Source organism: Noviherbaspirillum sp. Root189 (assembly GCF_001428545.1).
GTDB lineage: Bacteria > Pseudomonadota > Gammaproteobacteria > Burkholderiales > Burkholderiaceae_D > Noviherbaspirillum.
The window spans coordinates 34,208-50,358 of the sequence record NZ_LMHZ01000056.1; the positions used below are offsets into that span (position 1 = coordinate 34,208).

The 16,151-nt window shown below is 53.6% G+C and carries 19 protein-coding genes; 17 read left to right on the plus strand and 2 right to left on the minus strand.

The genetic code is table 11. The features are described 5' to 3' along the window. The first annotated feature begins 221 nt into the window (after positions 1–221). Genes ASE07_RS22960 through ASE07_RS22975 form a run of 4 tightly spaced genes read left to right on the plus strand, consistent with a single transcriptional unit; the run spans position 222 to position 3,341 of the window. The gene (locus tag ASE07_RS22960; protein WP_057293152.1) at positions 222–1,229 is read left to right on the plus strand and encodes an RluA family pseudouridine synthase; all 1,008 of its coding nucleotides are present in this window, start codon (positions 222–224) and stop codon (positions 1,227–1,229) included. 55 nt (positions 1,230–1,284) lie between these two features. Then, positions 1,285–1,944 (plus strand): HAD-IIIA family hydrolase, encoded by a 660-nt coding sequence (locus ASE07_RS22965; RefSeq protein WP_057293431.1) that lies wholly within the window; start codon positions 1,285–1,287, stop codon positions 1,942–1,944. 6 nt (positions 1,945–1,950) lie between these two features. Further along, on the plus strand, positions 1,951–2,322 hold the full coding sequence (locus ASE07_RS22970) for a Rieske (2Fe-2S) protein (protein WP_057293153.1): 372 nt from the start codon (positions 1,951–1,953) through the stop codon (positions 2,320–2,322). 23 nt (positions 2,323–2,345) lie between these two features. After that, positions 2,346–3,341 carry a S49 family peptidase gene (locus ASE07_RS22975; protein WP_057293154.1) on the plus strand — a complete coding sequence of 332 codons (996 nt, stop codon included), beginning with the start codon at positions 2,346–2,348 and terminating at the stop codon, positions 3,339–3,341. A 342-nt stretch (positions 3,342–3,683) separates the two neighbouring features. Here ASE07_RS22975 and ASE07_RS22980 read toward each other — a convergent pair whose 3' ends face one another. Further along, positions 3,684–4,436 (minus strand): SAM-dependent methyltransferase, encoded by a 753-nt coding sequence (locus ASE07_RS22980; protein WP_057293155.1) that lies wholly within the window; start codon positions 4,434–4,436, stop codon positions 3,684–3,686. Between the two features lie 22 nt (positions 4,437–4,458). After that, a complete protein-coding gene (locus tag ASE07_RS22985) occupies positions 4,459–5,070 on the minus strand; it encodes a Maf-like protein (RefSeq protein WP_057293156.1) in 612 nt (203 codons plus the stop codon). Between the two features lie 106 nt (positions 5,071–5,176). On the opposite strand from ASE07_RS22985, the gene ASE07_RS22990 reads away from it, so the two are divergent. From ASE07_RS22990 to ASE07_RS23045, 13 genes are all read left to right on the plus strand, one after another. Beyond that, positions 5,177–5,674 (plus strand): YceD family protein, encoded by a 498-nt coding sequence (locus tag ASE07_RS22990; protein WP_057293157.1) that lies wholly within the window; start codon positions 5,177–5,179, stop codon positions 5,672–5,674. Between the two features lie 116 nt (positions 5,675–5,790). After that, entirely contained in the window at positions 5,791–5,973 is a 183-nt protein-coding gene (gene rpmF, locus ASE07_RS22995; protein ID WP_057293158.1) for a 50S ribosomal protein L32, read from the plus strand. Between the two features lie 146 nt (positions 5,974–6,119). Further along, positions 6,120–7,211 carry a phosphate acyltransferase PlsX gene (plsX, locus tag ASE07_RS23000; protein WP_057293159.1) on the plus strand — a complete coding sequence of 364 codons (1,092 nt, stop codon included), beginning with the start codon at positions 6,120–6,122 and terminating at the stop codon, positions 7,209–7,211. Beyond that, positions 7,208–8,194: a beta-ketoacyl-ACP synthase III gene (locus tag ASE07_RS23005; protein ID WP_057293160.1), complete on the plus strand. Its 987-nt coding sequence runs from the start codon at positions 7,208–7,210 to the stop codon at positions 8,192–8,194. Before plsX ends, ASE07_RS23005 begins: the two co-directional genes overlap by 4 nt. 35 nt (positions 8,195–8,229) lie before the next feature. Next, on the plus strand, positions 8,230–9,162 hold the full coding sequence (gene fabD, locus ASE07_RS23010; protein WP_057293161.1) for an ACP S-malonyltransferase: 933 nt from the start codon (positions 8,230–8,232) through the stop codon (positions 9,160–9,162). Then, positions 9,159–9,905: a 3-oxoacyl-ACP reductase FabG gene (fabG, locus tag ASE07_RS23015; RefSeq protein WP_057293162.1), complete on the plus strand. Its 747-nt coding sequence runs from the start codon at positions 9,159–9,161 to the stop codon at positions 9,903–9,905. The genes fabD and fabG overlap by 4 nt, the downstream gene beginning before the upstream one ends. Positions 9,906–10,027: 122 nt before the next feature. Further along, the gene (gene acpP / locus ASE07_RS23020; RefSeq protein WP_040041346.1) at positions 10,028–10,267 is read left to right on the plus strand and encodes an acyl carrier protein; all 240 of its coding nucleotides are present in this window, start codon (positions 10,028–10,030) and stop codon (positions 10,265–10,267) included. A 31-nt stretch (positions 10,268–10,298) separates the two neighbouring features. Next, positions 10,299–11,546 (plus strand): beta-ketoacyl-ACP synthase II, encoded by a 1,248-nt coding sequence (gene fabF / locus ASE07_RS23025; protein ID WP_057293163.1) that lies wholly within the window; start codon positions 10,299–10,301, stop codon positions 11,544–11,546. 53 nt (positions 11,547–11,599) lie between these two features. Then, positions 11,600–12,106 (plus strand): protein YgfX, encoded by a 507-nt coding sequence (locus tag ASE07_RS29100; protein WP_327196070.1) that lies wholly within the window; start codon positions 11,600–11,602, stop codon positions 12,104–12,106. 89 nt (positions 12,107–12,195) lie between these two features. Continuing rightward, a complete protein-coding gene (gene rpoE / locus ASE07_RS23030; protein WP_057293164.1) occupies positions 12,196–12,798 on the plus strand; it encodes an RNA polymerase sigma factor RpoE in 603 nt (200 codons plus the stop codon). 26 nt (positions 12,799–12,824) lie between these two features. Then, entirely contained in the window at positions 12,825–13,508 is a 684-nt protein-coding gene (locus tag ASE07_RS23035) for a sigma-E factor negative regulatory protein (protein WP_235548582.1), read from the plus strand. 5 nt (positions 13,509–13,513) lie between these two features. Then, positions 13,514–14,521 carry a MucB/RseB C-terminal domain-containing protein gene (locus ASE07_RS23040; protein ID WP_057293166.1) on the plus strand — a complete coding sequence of 336 codons (1,008 nt, stop codon included), beginning with the start codon at positions 13,514–13,516 and terminating at the stop codon, positions 14,519–14,521. Between the two features lie 19 nt (positions 14,522–14,540). After that, positions 14,541–16,022 carry a DegQ family serine endoprotease gene (locus ASE07_RS23045; protein ID WP_057293167.1) on the plus strand — a complete coding sequence of 494 codons (1,482 nt, stop codon included), beginning with the start codon at positions 14,541–14,543 and terminating at the stop codon, positions 16,020–16,022. Positions 16,023–16,151: the final 129 nt, after the last annotated feature.

Below are 16,151 nucleotides of genomic sequence, written 5' to 3' on the forward strand. Positions count from 1 at the left end.
TATCCTATAAATTTCAAGCAATCTTGTTCAACATCGATGCGCGCTATCCGATTGCAACAGCGGTGCAACCCTGACTCGCGCAAGGATGGTGCATACACATCTTTTCCATCGAATTTGCAATTCGGCGAGGCCGATGGAGACGCCCCTGTGTAGAATGTGCTTTTTATTCTTACACGCGCACCAGGTTTGTAACCAGTGCGAAACAAAGTATATCATTCAAAATGAAGGACTTAGCGAGATTTTCTGGGGAACGGACTGTTTCTTCTGCGCTTGACCAGTCTGCCCGGCTTCCCGCTCAGGTCCGACTGGTGACTATTTCAGACGAAGAAGCCGACCAGCGTATTGATAATTTTCTATTGCGCATCTGTAAAGGTGTTCCCAAAAGCCATATTTACCGTGTACTGCGGTCCGGAGAGGTGCGTGTCAACAAAGGCCGTATCGACCAGACGTATCGGCTGAAGGAGGGCGATGTTGTCCGAATCCCGCCGATCAGGGTTGCGGAGAAGGCCGCCCATGCGGTACCCGGCGCCGAGTTCAGGATACTGCTCGAAGACAATCATTTGCTAGTAATCGACAAGCCGGCGGGTGTGGCGGTTCACGGTGGGTCGGGCGTCAGCTATGGGGTTATCGAACAGTTGCGCGCCGCACGGCCCGACGCGAAATTTCTTGAACTGGTGCACCGCCTGGATCGTGAAACCTCAGGCATCCTGATGCTGGCAAAAAAACGCTCGGCCCTGACCAACCTGCATGAACAGATGCGGGATGGCGAAACGGACAAGCGCTATCTGGCCCTGGTGCATGGCGACTGGCAAAACTCCCGGCAGCACGTCAAATTGCCCTTGTTCAAGTACAACACGCCGGATGGGGAGCGCCGTGTCCGGGTGCAGGCGGACGGGATGCCGTCGCATACTGTTTTCAATCTGGTAAGGCGATTCGGTGATTTTGTCCTGCTGGAAGCCGAACTTAAGACTGGCCGGACCCACCAGATTCGTGTGCACCTTGCTTCGACTGGATTTCCAATTGCCGGGGACGATAAGTACGGTGATTTCGGTCTCAATCGTGCGCTGCAAAAACCCGAAGGCGCACGCATCGCGCTCAAGCGCATGTTTTTGCACGCGCATCAGATTACTTTCCGGCATCCGGACAGTGGTCAGCCGGTAACATTAAGGGCTCAACTTGCGACAGAATGCGAGCAGTTCCTGAAAAGTCTTGAAAAAGCATCCGCCTGATCGCGGACCATTCGAATGAATATCAGATAATCAGCAGTCAATGCTGCCGGAGACAATGGCAAGAAAGAAATTTGATCTGATCGTGTTTGACTGGGATGGCACGCTGATGGATAGCACCGCGACCATCGTGACCTGCATCCAGGCTGCTGCCAAGGATCTGGGCCTGCCCGTACCCGGCAACAAGCAAGCCGCGTACGTCATCGGTCTAGGGCTGCATGAGGCGATGCAGACCGTGCTACCGGGTCTGGACGCCAAGGACTACCCACACATGGTCGAGCGTTATCGTTTTCATTACCTGACCAAGGATAAGGGGCTGACCTTGTTTGATGGAGTAAGGGAAATGCTGACCGACCTGTCGCAGCAAGGATATTTTCTTGCCGTGGCAACTGGCAAGAGCCGGGTTGGCCTCAATCGCGCGCTCGACTCTGCCAAACTTTTATCCTTGTTTGACGCGACCCGTTGTGCTGATGAAACCTTTTCCAAGCCGCATCCGGCAATGCTACAGGAGTTGACGCGAGAACTCGGTCAGGACATGGCAAGAACCGTGATGGTCGGTGATACCACTCATGATTTGCAAATGGCGATCAATGCAGGGGCTACCGGTATCGCGGTGCATTATGGGGCACACGCGCCCCGGGAACTGGAGGAGCTGAACCCGATTTATGCGGCAACCTCCGTTCCTGATCTGCACGCATGGCTTAACGATAACGCATAATTGCTTATGGACGATATCGCGATCCCGGTCTGTGAATCCGGACAGCTTGAAGAAGGCGGCAAAGGCGTACGCTTTCCGGTGACGGCTGGTGGAGATGACAGCACCGGATTTGTCGTGCGCTTCGAAGGCATCGTGCGTGGCTATCTCAACCGATGCGCACATGTGCCGATTGAGCTCGACTGGAATGAGGGAGAATTCTTCGAATCGAGCGGGCTTTACCTAATGTGTTCCACCCACGGTGCCCTTTACACTCCCGAGGATGGCCGCTGCGCCGGGGGACCTTGCCGTGGCGGACGCCTGCGCCCGATCACGGTATTCGAAAGGGGTGGACAGGTTTTCTGGGAACCAGATGATTACGTTAGACCGGCGAGAGCCTGAATTACCTTGTAAAGCAATCAACAATGAACGAAAACAACTACGAACAAAACAGGGCGTCCACACCGTCTAACCCGGGACGCAATGAAGGTTGGGAGCGTGATGTGCTCGAAAGGCTTGCCTTTGCAACACTAGCGGAGCAACGCGCACGTCGGCGCTGGAATATCTTCTTCCGCTTTCTGACATTGGCTGTCATTGCCGTCGGCATCTGGATGGCGTTCGGAATGACCAACAACGAAGATGAAATCGTTGGTCCGCACACTGCATTGATCGAGATCGACGGCACCATCGAGGCCGGCACGTCGGGGGCCGCCGATGCCGTCATTCCGGCGCTCAATCGCGCCTATACGGACGATACAGCCGTCGGCGTCGTATTGCGCATCAATAGCCCGGGCGGTAGTCCTGTGCAGGCCGGGATGATCAATGACGAGATCACCCGACTGCGGAAGGCCTATCCGAAGAAGCCTTTGTATGTGGTGGTTGACGAGATCTGCGCTTCGGGCGGCTATTACATCGCTGCGGCAGCGGACAAGATATTTGTCAACAAGGCGAGTATCGTCGGATCGATTGGTGTGCTGATGGAAGGCTTCGGTTTTACCGGACTAATGGACAAGGTCGGCGTTGAGCGTCGCCTGATGACTGCCGGCGAGAACAAGGGCTTCATGGACCCTTTTAGCCCTCAATCGGCTCAGCAAAAAGGTTATGCACAGGATATGTTGAACGAGGTGCATCAACAGTTCATCGACGTGGTGAGGCAGGGCCGGGGCAAGCGCCTGAAGGAAACGCCGGAAACCTTTTCGGGGCTGTTCTGGAGTGGGTCGAAAGCGGTTGAAATCGGCCTTGCAGATGGCTATGGCACCGTCGACACGGTTGCGCGTGACGAACTCAAGGCTGAAGATATCATCGACTACACGCAGCACGAAGGGCTATCTGAGCGCCTTCTGAAGAAGTTCGGTGGGGCGGTCGGTACCGCAGCGATGGCAAGTCTGCAGAGCAGGCTCGAGAAGCCGTCTTTGCGGTAAGTGAATAGAAAAATTTGCTGCACATGCAAAGGGCGTGATTTCACCGTAGAAATGCACTGGGTCATCGCGAATTGGCTCTGGGGAAAAAAGAAAAAAGTCGAAGAACGCGCTTGAATCTTCAGAATGGGGCTTTATACTGCACTTGTCCGGCATCAGTTTCGATCCTTACAGCATAAGAATATGCAATCGGGAAAAACTCGTGATCCGGGCATAAAGCGCCACGTCTCGGACGCGGCTTTGAGAGGCTTAGGCTTACTCATAAACTGCCCAAGGGGCATGCAAAACGGCGGCGCAATACCGCCGTTTTGCGCGTCTGGAGGTTTTAAAATTCGAGCTTAAATCTCAGACGGCCAGAAGCAGGAATACAGTCGGCTTCTTGTGAAAATCGGGCATTGTCCCGGCAGCCAGTTCCGCTTTCCATTTCGTCGCTGTCTGAGTCCTGATCGATTCCGACGGCAGGCTCAGATCAGTTGCCACACTTACCAGAGTAGAAGGGCTGCAGCTTGCAACGATCGCTTCCAGCAGCGCGCTATTGCGGTAAGGCGTCTCGATAAAGAGTTGCGTTTGCTTTTCACTACGGGAACGCTCTTCCAATGTCTTGAGCCTTTTCATGCGCTGTCCGGCATCGGTAGGGAGGTAGCCGTTGAATGCAAAGCTCTGGCCATTCAAGCCGCTTGCCATCACTGCCAATAACAGCGACGAAGGACCGACCAGCGGACGGACCGTGATGCCTTTGGCATGAGCAAGCCTGACTAGGTTTGCGCCCGGGTCTGCGACAGCTGGCACGCCGGCTTCCGAGATAAGTCCTGCGTTTCTGCCGGCCAGCAATGGTTCCAGTAAAGCGGGAAGTGCATCGGCAGGCGTATTGATGTTCAGTTCACTGATCTGGATTTCTTGCAGCGGACGTGACAATGGAAGGGTCTGTCCCACCAACTTGAGATAGGCGCGAGTGGTTTTTGCGTTTTCGGCTATGAAGTAGTCCAGGCGCGAGGTGATCGCCTTGACATCCGGTGGTATGACAAAGGCTAGTGGATCCAGGCCTGCGCCGTCAGCAGGGCCCAGGGTATTGGGGACTAGATAAAGAATGCCGGCCATATATATTTTTATGTTCGAAGGGTTATCCGGTGAAAAATGCAATTCCGGCCCGTCGCAGCATGGAGCAAAGCGCAATGAGGGGGAGGCCGGTGAGGGCGGTGGGATCCGAGCTGTCAATCTTCTCAATCAGCGCAATGCCCAGGCCTTCATTCTTGGCACTGCCTGCGCAGTCGTAAGGCTGCTCAATGTGCAAATAGGCGTCGAGTTCATGGTCCGGCAGGTCACGAAAGCGTACAAAGGTCAGTGTATTGGTTACTTGCGCCGCCTCATCCGGTGGGCGGCGTGAATCCCACAGGCAGAGTGCGGTATGAAAAATGACCTCCCGGCCACGCATCATCTGTAGTTGTTGCAAGGCATTCTCATGATTGCCAGGTTTGCCAATTTGCATACCGTCAAGCGTTGCGACCTGATCTGAGCCGATGACCAGGCTATCCGGCCGATCAGATGCGATCTTTGCGGCCTTTTCCTGGGCCAGCCTTACGGCGGTATGTTCGGGAAGCTCATTGGCTAACGGGCTTTCATCGATGTCCGGTGAAACCGCCTCGAAAGAAAGCCGCAGGCGCGAGAGCAATTCCTGTCGATAGCGAGAACTTGACGCGAGGATCAAATGAGGAAGAACTAGCCGATCAGTCATTGTCTAGACGGGAATTGAATGTAAGCTGAAGAAAAGCGCCCTAACGCTTTGACGAATAAGGGAAAAGCCTGTTATTATCGCAGGTTTTCCGGGTTCGGCTTGATCTATGAATGCTTATGTGATCGACGCCTTTGAGTTCTGTCGTATCAAAGAACACCGTGATGGCGAACTGAAAGTCGCTGAACTTCCCCGCCTGGCGGAGGAAGCGGTCGACCAGTCGGGCTTTGTCCGCTGGGCGCTGAAAGGCGGCGCCAATATGCACGGACATCCTCAGTTGAACTTGTCTGTGACGGGTTCGGTGAAGTTGATGTGCCAGCGCTGCCTGACGCCGTTCGAGTTCATGATTGAATCGGATTCCGTTCTGGTGCTGGCGCCGGACGAGGGTAGTGCCGACGAAATCGATGCCTTGCTTGCCGATGAAGAGGTTGAAGTCATTGTGGGGAGCAGGACTTTCGATATCAGGCAACTGATTGAGGACGAAGCACTGCTGACAATACCGTTGTCGCCAAAACATGAAACCTGCCCGGACCAGTTAGCTCTGGAACCGGAGAAGGAAGTGGAAAAGGTGTCGCCATTCGCAGTGCTGAAGAACTTAAAGCAATAAGTGGCAAGCGGCCATGATGCACGCCGAAGAACAAGTGCAGCAAAGTTTCCCAGTCGGCAAGAAATTGACGGGCTGGAATATGTTAAAATTTCAGATCTTAAGGTTTAGGAGTCATCATGGCCGTTCAACAGAACAAAAAATCTCCCTCGAAGCGCGGTATGCATCGTTCGCACGATCACCTGAGCGTTCCACCACTGGCAGTCGAACCAACTACCGGTGAAACACATTTGCGCCACCACATCAGCCCGAACGGCTACTACCGTGGTCGCAAGGTCCTGAAGACCAAAAACGACGAGTAATCTCGGTCATCATCCGAAGCGAAAAGCGGCGCAGTAAGTTTGACTTGGCGCCGTTTTTTCATATGCTGAACAAGCACTTCGCGTCATTTTGAATCACGCCAGATCTGGCCCGCTAGGCGGTTAGAGCGAGGTACTGAGTCAAAACAATGACAATAAAAATATCTATTGACTGCATGGGCGGCGATCATGGCCCGTCAGTTACTATTCCTGCGGCCGTCTCCTTCGCTAATCACGAACCTGACGCTGAACTGATCTTGGTCGGTCTTGAATCCGTCATTGCGGCGGAACTCAACAAGCTCGGCGCATCACAGCATCCGCGCATTTCCATTGTGAATGCGACGGAAATGGTGACGATGGATGATCCAATTGAAGTCGCTTTGCGACGCAAGAAAGATTCTTCCATGCGTGTCGCTGTCGCCTTGATCAAAGAGGGCAAGGCTCAGGCATGCGTTTCGGCCGGCAATACCGGTGCACTAATGGCGGTCTCCCGCTATGTGCTCAAAACCATTCCTGGTGTTGACCGTCCGGCCATCTGCTTTCCAATGCCGAATCAGAAGGACTCCCCGACTTATATGTTGGACCTCGGGGCCAATGTGGATTGCGAGCCGCAGCATTTGCATCAGTTTGCACTGATGGGGTCGGCGCTGGTGTCCGCACTCGAAGGCAGGGACCAGCCCACGGTTGGTCTGCTGAATATCGGCGAAGAGGATATCAAGGGTAATGAAGTGGTCAAGCAGACTGCGGCATTGCTGCGCGCCGACCACGAAAAAGGTATCCTCAATTTCTACGGAAACGTGGAAGGAAACGATATCTTCGAAGGCACGACGGATATCGTCGTCTGCGATGGCTTCGTCGGCAATGTTGTATTGAAGGCATCCGAAGGCCTGGGGCGCTTCCTGAAAAGCATCGTGAAAAGCGAGTTCAAGAGCAACCCTATCAATATGCTCGGTGCCATAATTGCACAAGGTGCACTCAAGTCGATTTCTCAAAGGATGAATCCTTCGCGCTATAACGGCGCTAGTCTTCTTGGTTTGCGTGGTCTGGTATTCAAGAGTCATGGCGGAGAAGACGCTTATGGTTATGAGTGGGCAATCAAGCGCGCATACGACGCAGCCAACCATGACGTTTTGTCCAAGATATCCACGACCATTGCCGCACTGATGCCTCAGGATGATGGAGCAAGTGCTGGTGAAGCGCCTGTCACCACCCCGGAACCAACACAACAGAAAACGGCATGACTCTCTATAGCAAAATAGTAGGTACAGGAAGTTATTTGCCCCCGAAACGCGTGACGAATAGCGATCTGGCGGCCCAGTTGGCAGAAAAAGGCGTCGAAACTTCCGACGAATGGATCGTCTCGCGTAGCGGCATTTCTGCCCGGCATTATGCGGAGCCCGAAGTGCAGTCAAGCGATCTCGCCGTCGAGGCGTCAAAGCGAGCAATCGAGATGGCCGGCCTCGCGCCAAACGATGTGGACCTGATCATTCTCGCCACTTCAACACCGGATCATTTTGGTGGCTTTCCAAGCACCGCGTGCGTCGTGCAGCGAAAGCTGGGAATCAATAATGGATGCGCGGCTGTCGATGTCCAGGCTGTCTGTAGCGGTTTCGTCTACGCCGTATCTGTAGCAGATAGCTTCATTAAGTCGGGTGCGCATAAAAATGCTCTCGTCATTGGCACCGAAGTCTTTTCACGCATACTTAATTTTGAAGATCGCACCACTTGTGTGCTCTTCGGCGATGGTGCTGGCGCCATTGTGCTCACAGCCTCTGAAGAACCTGGCATTCTAGCGACCAAGCTCCATGCGGATGGCAGCCATGGCGATATTTTGTGTATCCCGGGTAGTGTTAGCGGAGGCGTCGTCGAAGGCAGCGCATTCCTTCACATGGATGGTCAGGCCGTGTTCAAACTTGCCGTCTCGGTCCTGGAAAAAGTCGCCAATGAAGCGCTGCAGGCAGCCGACATGAAAGCTGCGCAGATCGACTGGTTGATTCCTCATCAAGCAAACATCCGTATCATGCAGGGGACGGCAAAGAAGCTTGGTTTGCCGCTTGAGAAGATGGTTGTGACTGTTGACCAGCATGGCAATACCTCGGCTGCATCCATTCCACTGGCGCTCGACGCAGCAGTACGCGATGGACGCGTCAAACCTGGGCAGAATGTCATGATGGAAGGAGTCGGTGGCGGCTTTACCTGGGGTGCGGTTCTCGCACGCATGTGATCACACCTTACTAAACACTTTTTACGCTAGCAAGCATGACCAAATTCGCATTTGTATTTCCAGGGCAGGGATCGCAGGCCATCGGCATGTTGAACGGGTTCGCCGCCAATACGACGGTACAGGAAACAGTCGAAGAGGCATCCCAGGCATTAGGATTCGATCTGGGGAAACTGATTTCCGAAGGGCCGAAAGAAGCGCTTGACCTGACTACCAATACCCAGCCGGTCATGCTAACCGCAGCAGTTGCAATGTACCGTGCCTGGATCGCCGCCGGCGGCAAGGCACCCGCCGTTGTGGCTGGCCACAGCTTGGGAGAATACTCGGCCCTTGTCGCGGCGGGCGTTATTCCTTTTAAAGATGCTGTGCCCCTCGTGCGTTTCCGTGCGCAGGCGATGCAGGAGGCGGTGCCTGTTGGGCAGGGCGGAATGGCTGCCATTCTGGGGTTGAGCGATGAAGATGTCCGTGCTGCCTGCGTAGAAGCAGCACAAGGCGAAGTGGTCGAAGCCGTCAATTTTAATGCACCCGCTCAAGTAGTCATTGCCGGACATAAAGCTGCGGTGGAGCGCGCTTGCGAAGTAGCCAAGGCAAAAGGCGCGAAACGCGCGCTGCCTTTACCGGTCTCCGCGCCATTCCACTCCTCGCTGCTCAAGCCAGCATCGGATCGCTTGCGTGAATACATGGAAAAGCTGATGTTTAGTGCGCCTGCAATTCCACTGATCAACAACGTCGATGTGGTAATGGCTACTGATCCGACCTTAATCAAAGATGCGCTGGTGCGCCAGGCTGCAAGCCCCGTACGCTGGGTGGAAACAGTCCAAAAAATGGCCGCCGACGGTGTTACGCATGTCGTTGAATGCGGACCCGGCAAAGTTCTTGCCGGCCTGACAAAGCGTATTCATGGCGAACTGGTCGGCGAAGCCATCACTGATCAGGCCACTCTCGATAAAGTGCTGGAGATTCTCAAGTGAATTTGAATAATGAAATAGCGCTGGTCACTGGTGCATCGCGTGGTATCGGCCGGGCGATAGCCCAGGAACTTGCACGGCAAGGCGCAAGGGTTGTCGGCACGGCGACATCCGAATCCGGGGCGGCCGCCATCTCGGAATATCTTGAGGCAGTGCGACCAGGCTGCGGCAAAGGTGTCGTGCTGAATGTCACCAATACCGAAGCTTGCCATGCAGCGGTCGAACAGGTGCAAAAAGAGTTCGGAGGCCTTTCCATCCTGGTCAATAACGCCGGTATTACACAAGATCAGCTCGCGATGCGGATGAAGGAAGAAGAGTGGGATGCCGTCATCGCCACCAACCTGACAGCCGTTGGCAGACTTTCACGCGCAGTGCTGCGCGGCATGATGAAGGCCAAGCATGGTCGTATCATCAATATCACGTCAGTCGTGGGATCTGCAGGCAATCCAGGCCAAATGAACTATGCGGCGGCAAAGGCTGGCGTGGCAGGCATGAGTAGGGCGCTTGCGCGCGAAATCGGAAGTCGCAATATTACGGTTAACTGCATTGCTCCAGGTTTCATCGATACGGATATGACACGCGAACTCGGCGAACAGCAAGTCGCGGCGCTCATGCAGCAAATTCCCCTTGGCAGATTTGGCCTGCCAGAAGATATTGCGTCAGCTGTTGCGTTTCTTTCCTCGCCGCAAGCAGGTTACATTACAGGTACAACGCTGCACGTCAATGGCGGCATGTACATGAGTTAAGTAATACTTCGACGCTTTTGGCAGACGTTTCGGCCTTATTGAAAACAGAAGTCAAAAGTGAATTTTCATTGCGCAAACCTGATAAAATGCGCGCACTTTCTGCAACCCATTGGAGGGATAATATGTCCGATATCGAACAACGCGTTAAGAAGATCGTCGCCGAGCAACTTGGCGTCGCCGAAGCCGACATCAAGAACGAGTCTTCATTCGTCGATGACCTCGGTGCTGATTCGCTTGACACGGTCGAGCTCGTAATGGCACTCGAAGACGAGTTCGAAATGGAGATTCCGGACGAGCAGGCCGAGAAGATCACGACAGTGCAGCAGGCAATCGATTACGCCAAAGCGCACGTCAAAGCCTAATTCCGTTTTTGAATGATTCCAGGAGAACCGCTTGAGCCGCTCACGTGAACGTCGTGTTGTAGTGACTGGCCTCGGTTGCGTATCCCCTGTCGGCAATACCATCGCCGACGCCTGGGCTGCGCTAATCGAAGGCAAATCAGGCATTGCGACCATCACAAAATTCGACGCCACGCCTTTTTCTACGCGTTTTGCGGGTGAAGTAAAGGGCTTCAATATCGAGGATTACATCCCTGGTAAGGAAGCACGCCACATGGACACGTTCATCCATTACGGAATGGCTGCGGGGATCCAGGCGATTCAAGACAGTGGCTTGGCCGTTACCGAAGAAAATGCCGATAAAATCGGCGTGATTGTCGGTTCCGGTATTGGTGGCCTGCCTCTGATTGAAGAAACTCATGCCGAGTTGACCAACCGTGGTCCACGACGTATTAGCCCATTCTTCGTACCAGCATCCATCATCAATATGATCTCTGGCCACTTGTCAATCAAGTATGGCTTCAAAGGTCCGAATCTCGCCATCGTCACGGCATGTACCACAGGCCTTCATTGTATAGGCGCTGCGGCACGCATGATCGAATATGGCGATGCGGATGTGATGGTGGCGGGTGGGGCCGAATCTACGGTTTCCCCGTTGGGTGTCGGCGGCTTCGCCGCGGCACGTGCACTTTCTGCGCGCAACGACGACCCTGCTACTGCATCCCGGCCTTGGGATAAAGATCGCGACGGTTTTGTCCTCGGCGAGGGTGCTGGTGTCATGGTGCTTGAAGAGTATGAACATGCAAAAGCACGTGGCGCAAAAATCTATGCAGAAGTGCTTGGCTTTGGCATGAGCGCAGACGCACACCACATGACAGCACCACTTGAAGATGGGGACGGCGCAAGGCGCTGCATGATCTCGGCGATGAAAAATGCCGGCATCAATGCAGACCAGGTTAACTACGTCAACGCCCATGGCACATCGACACCGCTTGGCGATATCGCCGAAACGGTAGCGATTAAACGTGCCCTTGGCGATCATGCGCCCAAGATCGTGGTCAATTCAACCAAGTCGATGACTGGTCACTTGCTCGGCGGTGCCGGGGGGCTTGAGTCTGTTTTCACCGTCCTTGCGGTGCACAATCAGGTATCTCCACCGACCATTAATATCTTCAACCAGGATCCTGCCTGCGATCTTGATTACTGCGCCAACACTGCGCGTAATATGACGATCGACATCGCAGTGAAGAACTCCTTCGGATTCGGCGGTACCAACGGTACCCTGATTTTCGGTAAAGTCTGATCCCAAGCTTTCCCTTCTGAGAGGAAGGGAAAGCTCTCTAGACCCTCATTAGCATGTCTATCGCGGTATCCGCAATAGTACAGCCCTCCCGGTGGCTCTCTTCGCTTGTGGGTGCAATGTCTTCCATCGTACTTGCAGGTGGCGTAGCAATTGCTGCGGGCCTGGTGGTTGATCTATCCCCGCTCCTGCGATGGTCCCTCGCATCTTCAATCGTTTTTCTCTCATTTTTTGGGTTTTATCATGGCACTCGTAGCCAAAAACCCATACAACTGAGTATCTCCGGCACGGGTCAAATTTGGCTGACTGAAGTTGACTCTTTCAGACCTTGCAGAGAGCAGGAATGGCCGCATGTAGACCTGTATGGTGAAGCGTTTGTCTTAATGAGCGATTCGACCTTATTCGCCTACGCGTTGCTGCTGAGGCTGCAAGCTGAAAGTGGAAGGATCATCACAGTGCCGGTCTTGCCCGATAGCGTTTCGCGGGACACTTTTCGGGCTTTATCGGCAGCATGTCGATGGATTGCGACTCAAAACAAACCATCGGGGCCGGAAAGAAAGTAATTTTTATTTGCAAATATTGAACCAATTGCATTTCCACACGTCAACTACACAAGCCGCGTAGATGTTGCAATGAAACAAGGGACCGGGGATTGACGACAGAACGCGATATCGATCAACTGCTTGTCGAGCGAGTACAGCGCGGCGATAAAAAGGCGTTCGAGCTGCTGGTAAGCAAATATCAGCGCAAGCTCATGCGTCTTGTATCGCGGCTCGTCCGCGACCAGGCAGAAGCTGAGGATGTAGTCCAGGAAGCGTTCATTAAAGCGTACCGGGCACTACCTCAGTTCAGGGGCGATTCTGCGTTTTACACATGGCTATATCGGATCGGTATCAATACCGCGAAGAACTACCTTGTGACGCAGGGTCGGCGCGCACCGACCTCTACTGAGGCCGATGCTGAAGAAGCAGAAACTTTTGATGACGGTGAGCATCTCAGGGACATCAATACGCCTGAATCAATGCTCGCAACAAAACAGATCGCCGAAACGGTGAATGTTGCAATGGATGCTCTTCCCGATGAGTTGCGCATAGCAATTACATTGCGTGAAATCGAAGGGTTGAGCTACGATGAAATTGCGGAAGCGATGGGTTGTCCGATCGGAACAGTTCGGAGCCGGATTTTCCGTGCTCGCGAAGCTATCGCAGAAAAATTGAGGCCATTGCTAGGAACCGCGATCGACAAGCGCTGGTAGTAGCAGGGATAAGTAAAACAGCGTTATTGAAGCAAAAACAGGGTTGGCGCAACCTGAACGGGGTAGGTATGAATACGAATGAGATGTCTGGGGAAAAAATTTCTGCTCTGGCAGACGGGGAGATCACGGATGAGCAACTAGATCTCGCTCTCGCCACGCTAAAGAAAGGCAATGCCTGCGCAGACTGGGCACTGTACCACCAGATCGGCGATGTGTTGCGTTCAAGCGACATGGCACTCAACATGAGTCCCGATTTCAGTGCGCGATTCGCAGCTCGCCTCGAAGCCGAGCCGACCATAATTGCGCCGGCAGCCAATATCACTCTCACCAGCGGTCTTATGAGTAGAGAAGCCCGAAGTGATAAGGTTTCCGTACAAAAGGACTCACGCAATGCAAAGCGCTGGGCTTTGCCGGGCATGGCCGCAGCTGCCGCCATGGCAGCTGTTGCATTTGTTGCAACGCCGCAATTAATGGTTGCCATGCATGGCAATCCTACTTCCGCTGAAACCAGCATCGCAAGCGTCAGCGCGGACAAGCCGAGTGCCGCAGGCAGTGCAATTGTTACGGCTGCCTCAGACTCGGGTGAGGTTGTTATGCGTGATCCACGCATTGACGATTACCTGTTTGCGCACCAGCGTTTTTCTCCATCGCTCTACAGCACTGCGCAATATGCGCGTTCGGCGACATTTGCAACCGAATCCACTAAATAATCTGTATGCGGCAAACACATGCTTTAATTAGGTTTGTCGTCGCCGTTTCGATGTGCTTCGCATTTTCCGCCTCGGCGGAAAATGCTGACCAAGTATCGGAACGCAGGGATGCGCAAGCTTGGCTCAAAAAAATTCAGGTAGCCGCGCAAAAACTCAATTACTCCGGCACCTTTGTGTATCAACAGGCAAACCAGATGCGCACGTCGCGCATCACCCATCTCCTTGATGGCAAGAACGAGTTAGAAAAGCTCGAAATTCTTGACGGAAAGCCGCGAGAATACATTCGTAATAACGACGAAGTTATTTGCTACGTTCCGGACGCAAAGACGCTTTTTGTCGAAAAACGTGTTACGCATGATGTTTTTCCAGCCATTCTCGCAACCAACCCGAGCGAACTGAGCGACTTTTACAATGTCCGTAAGGACGAATCGGGGCGTATTGCCGGGCATGATTGCCAGGCAATCGTCCTCGAACCCAAAGACAATCTGCGTTATGGGTACAAACTATGGGCCGAGAAAGGCAGCGGCTTATTGCTGCGGGCACAGACTCTTAACGAAAAAAGTGAAGTCGTGGAGCAGATTTCCTTTACACAAATTGCCATCGGCGGCATAGACCGTAACAGTGTTCGGCCCAGCATCTCCAATACGCATGGCTGGCATGTCGAAAACGCTGTGATGAGCCCGTCCACTACTTCATCCGGTTGGGCCGCCAAGTTTCTGCCCCCTGGCTTTCGCAAGATTCGTGAAGTTAAAAGGACGTTATCCGAAGAGCCGGCTGGAGCAGGCCAGCCATCGCCACGGGAAGTGCTGCAAATGGTTTACTCCGACGGTATTGCCGCCATTTCTGTCTTTATCGAACCAGGCACGCAAAGTAGGACGGAAGGTTCGACGCAGCAGGGTGCAATGAACATTATCGGCAAGCGACACGGTGATTTTTGGCTTACCATTGTTGGTGAGGTACCCTCAACAGCAATTAGGCAGGTCGCCAATTCCATTGAATTCAAATCTAAATAGCCAACAATAATAGGATTCCATGAAAACTGTTTCCATCGCCCGTAACGTCGTGCTCGCAGCCTTGCTTAGTCCCTTGGGCAGCTTGGTTTATCCGCCGTCAATGAGTCTTGCCACGGCGCAGGTGGCATCGGTTGCTGGTCTGCCTGATTTTGCGGATTTGGCCGAGAAGACAGGGCCGGCTGTTGTTAATATTCGCACCACTGAACGGATTAAACCTGGTCAGGGAGGCATCCCTGGTGCAGATGACGAAGAAATGCAGGAATTTTTCAGGCGCTTCTTCGGTGTCCCCATGCCCAAACAGCAACCGGACAAAACGCCGCGTAATGGTCGTAAGCAGATGCCACAACAGGAAGAGGAGGTGCCGCGTGGCGTCGGATCGGGCTTCATTATTTCACCCGACGGTTATGTGCTGACTAATGCACATGTTGTAGATGGGGCCGACGAAATGTACGTTACGCTGACCGATAAGCGTGAGTTCAAGGCCAAGATCATCGGCGTCGACAAACGCACGGATGTAGCGGTAGTCAAGATTGAGGGAAATAATTTGCCTCGCCTCACTATCGGTGATCCAAACCGCCTGCGTGTAGGTGAATGGGTCATTGCCATCGGCTCGCCATTCGGTCTGGAAAACACCGTTACGGCAGGAATTATTTCTGCCAAGGCGCGAGACACGGGCGAATATCTACCGCTTATCCAGACTGACGTAGCTGTCAATCCGGGTAACTCTGGCGGTCCGCTCATTAATATGCGTGGCGAAGTGATTGGAATTAATTCGCAGATCTATAGCCGCTCTGGCGGTTACATGGGAATTTCATTCGCTGTGCCGATTGACGAGGCAATGAGAGTCGCTGAACAACTCAGAACGACCGGTCGTGTAACGCGTGGTCGAATCGGCGTTCAAATCGGCGAAGTCACCAAGGATGTCGCGGAATCGCTCGGCATGCAACGCGCTCAAGGCGCGCTTATTCAGCGCGTCGAGCCGGGCGGTCCAGCAGAGAAGAGTGGCCTTGAGGCCGGCGACATTATTCTGAAGTTCAACGGAACCAACATTGAAAAGTCTTCCGACCTGCCGCGCCTGGTAGGTGCCACTAAGCCAGGTACGCGTTCGACGGTGACGATTTGGCGCAAGGGTGCAAACAAGGACGTGACCTTGTCGGTGGCCGAACTTGAACCTGAAAAGGTGGCCAAGAAGGAAGAGCGCAAGCAAAAGCCGGAACAGGTGGCCAACGCGCTGGGATTGGTGGTCAGTGACCTCTCGGATGCACAAAGGAAAGAACTCAAGATCGATGGCGGTGTACTGGTTGACTCTGCAGAGGGTGCCGCATCCCGTGCCGGCTTGCGCGCTGGCGATGTCATTCTTCGTTTAAACAACAGCGATGTGAAAGATGCAAAGCAGTTCAACGCCCTTGTCACCAAACTGGAGCCAAAAAAGACTGCAGTCGTCCTCGTTCGCCGAGGTGACGCATCGCAATTTGTTCCTATTCGTCCAAACGGACAGTAAGCACACGTCAAAGAAGACAACCAGAAAAGCGACTGGAAATTCGCGGTAGGTCGCATTCAAGCGTGGTTTGCGACCTACCAATCCTTTCATTTTTAAATGTCGTGCCAAGTCGGCGTGGGTCAAGCATGA

Bases quoted from the DNA above. Each gene is read 5' to 3' on its own strand.
- ASE07_RS22960 (WP_057293152.1), top strand. From the start codon at position 222: ATGAAGGACTTAGCGAGATTTTCTGGGGAACGGACTGTTTCTTCTGCG.
- ASE07_RS22965 (WP_057293431.1), top strand. From the start codon at position 1,285: ATGGCAAGAAAGAAATTTGATCTGATCGTGTTTGACTGGGATGGCACG.
- ASE07_RS22970 (WP_057293153.1), top strand. From the start codon at position 1,951: ATGGACGATATCGCGATCCCGGTCTGTGAATCCGGACAGCTTGAAGAA.
- ASE07_RS22975 (WP_057293154.1), top strand. From the start codon at position 2,346: ATGAACGAAAACAACTACGAACAAAACAGGGCGTCCACACCGTCTAAC.
- ASE07_RS22980 (WP_057293155.1), bottom strand. From the start codon at position 4,436: ATGGCCGGCATTCTTTATCTAGTCCCCAATACCCTGGGCCCTGCTGAC.
- ASE07_RS22985 (WP_057293156.1), bottom strand. From the start codon at position 5,070: ATGACTGATCGGCTAGTTCTTCCTCATTTGATCCTCGCGTCAAGTTCT.
- ASE07_RS22990 (WP_057293157.1), top strand. From the start codon at position 5,177: ATGAATGCTTATGTGATCGACGCCTTTGAGTTCTGTCGTATCAAAGAA.
- rpmF (WP_057293158.1), top strand. From the start codon at position 5,791: ATGGCCGTTCAACAGAACAAAAAATCTCCCTCGAAGCGCGGTATGCAT.
- plsX (WP_057293159.1), top strand. From the start codon at position 6,120: ATGACAATAAAAATATCTATTGACTGCATGGGCGGCGATCATGGCCCG.
- ASE07_RS23005 (WP_057293160.1), top strand. From the start codon at position 7,208: ATGACTCTCTATAGCAAAATAGTAGGTACAGGAAGTTATTTGCCCCCG.
- fabD (WP_057293161.1), top strand. From the start codon at position 8,230: ATGACCAAATTCGCATTTGTATTTCCAGGGCAGGGATCGCAGGCCATC.
- acpP (WP_040041346.1), top strand. From the start codon at position 10,028: ATGTCCGATATCGAACAACGCGTTAAGAAGATCGTCGCCGAGCAACTT.
- ASE07_RS29100 (WP_327196070.1), top strand. From the start codon at position 11,600: ATGTCTATCGCGGTATCCGCAATAGTACAGCCCTCCCGGTGGCTCTCT.
- ASE07_RS23040 (WP_057293166.1), top strand. From the start codon at position 13,514: ATGCGGCAAACACATGCTTTAATTAGGTTTGTCGTCGCCGTTTCGATG.
- ASE07_RS23045 (WP_057293167.1), top strand. From the start codon at position 14,541: ATGAAAACTGTTTCCATCGCCCGTAACGTCGTGCTCGCAGCCTTGCTT.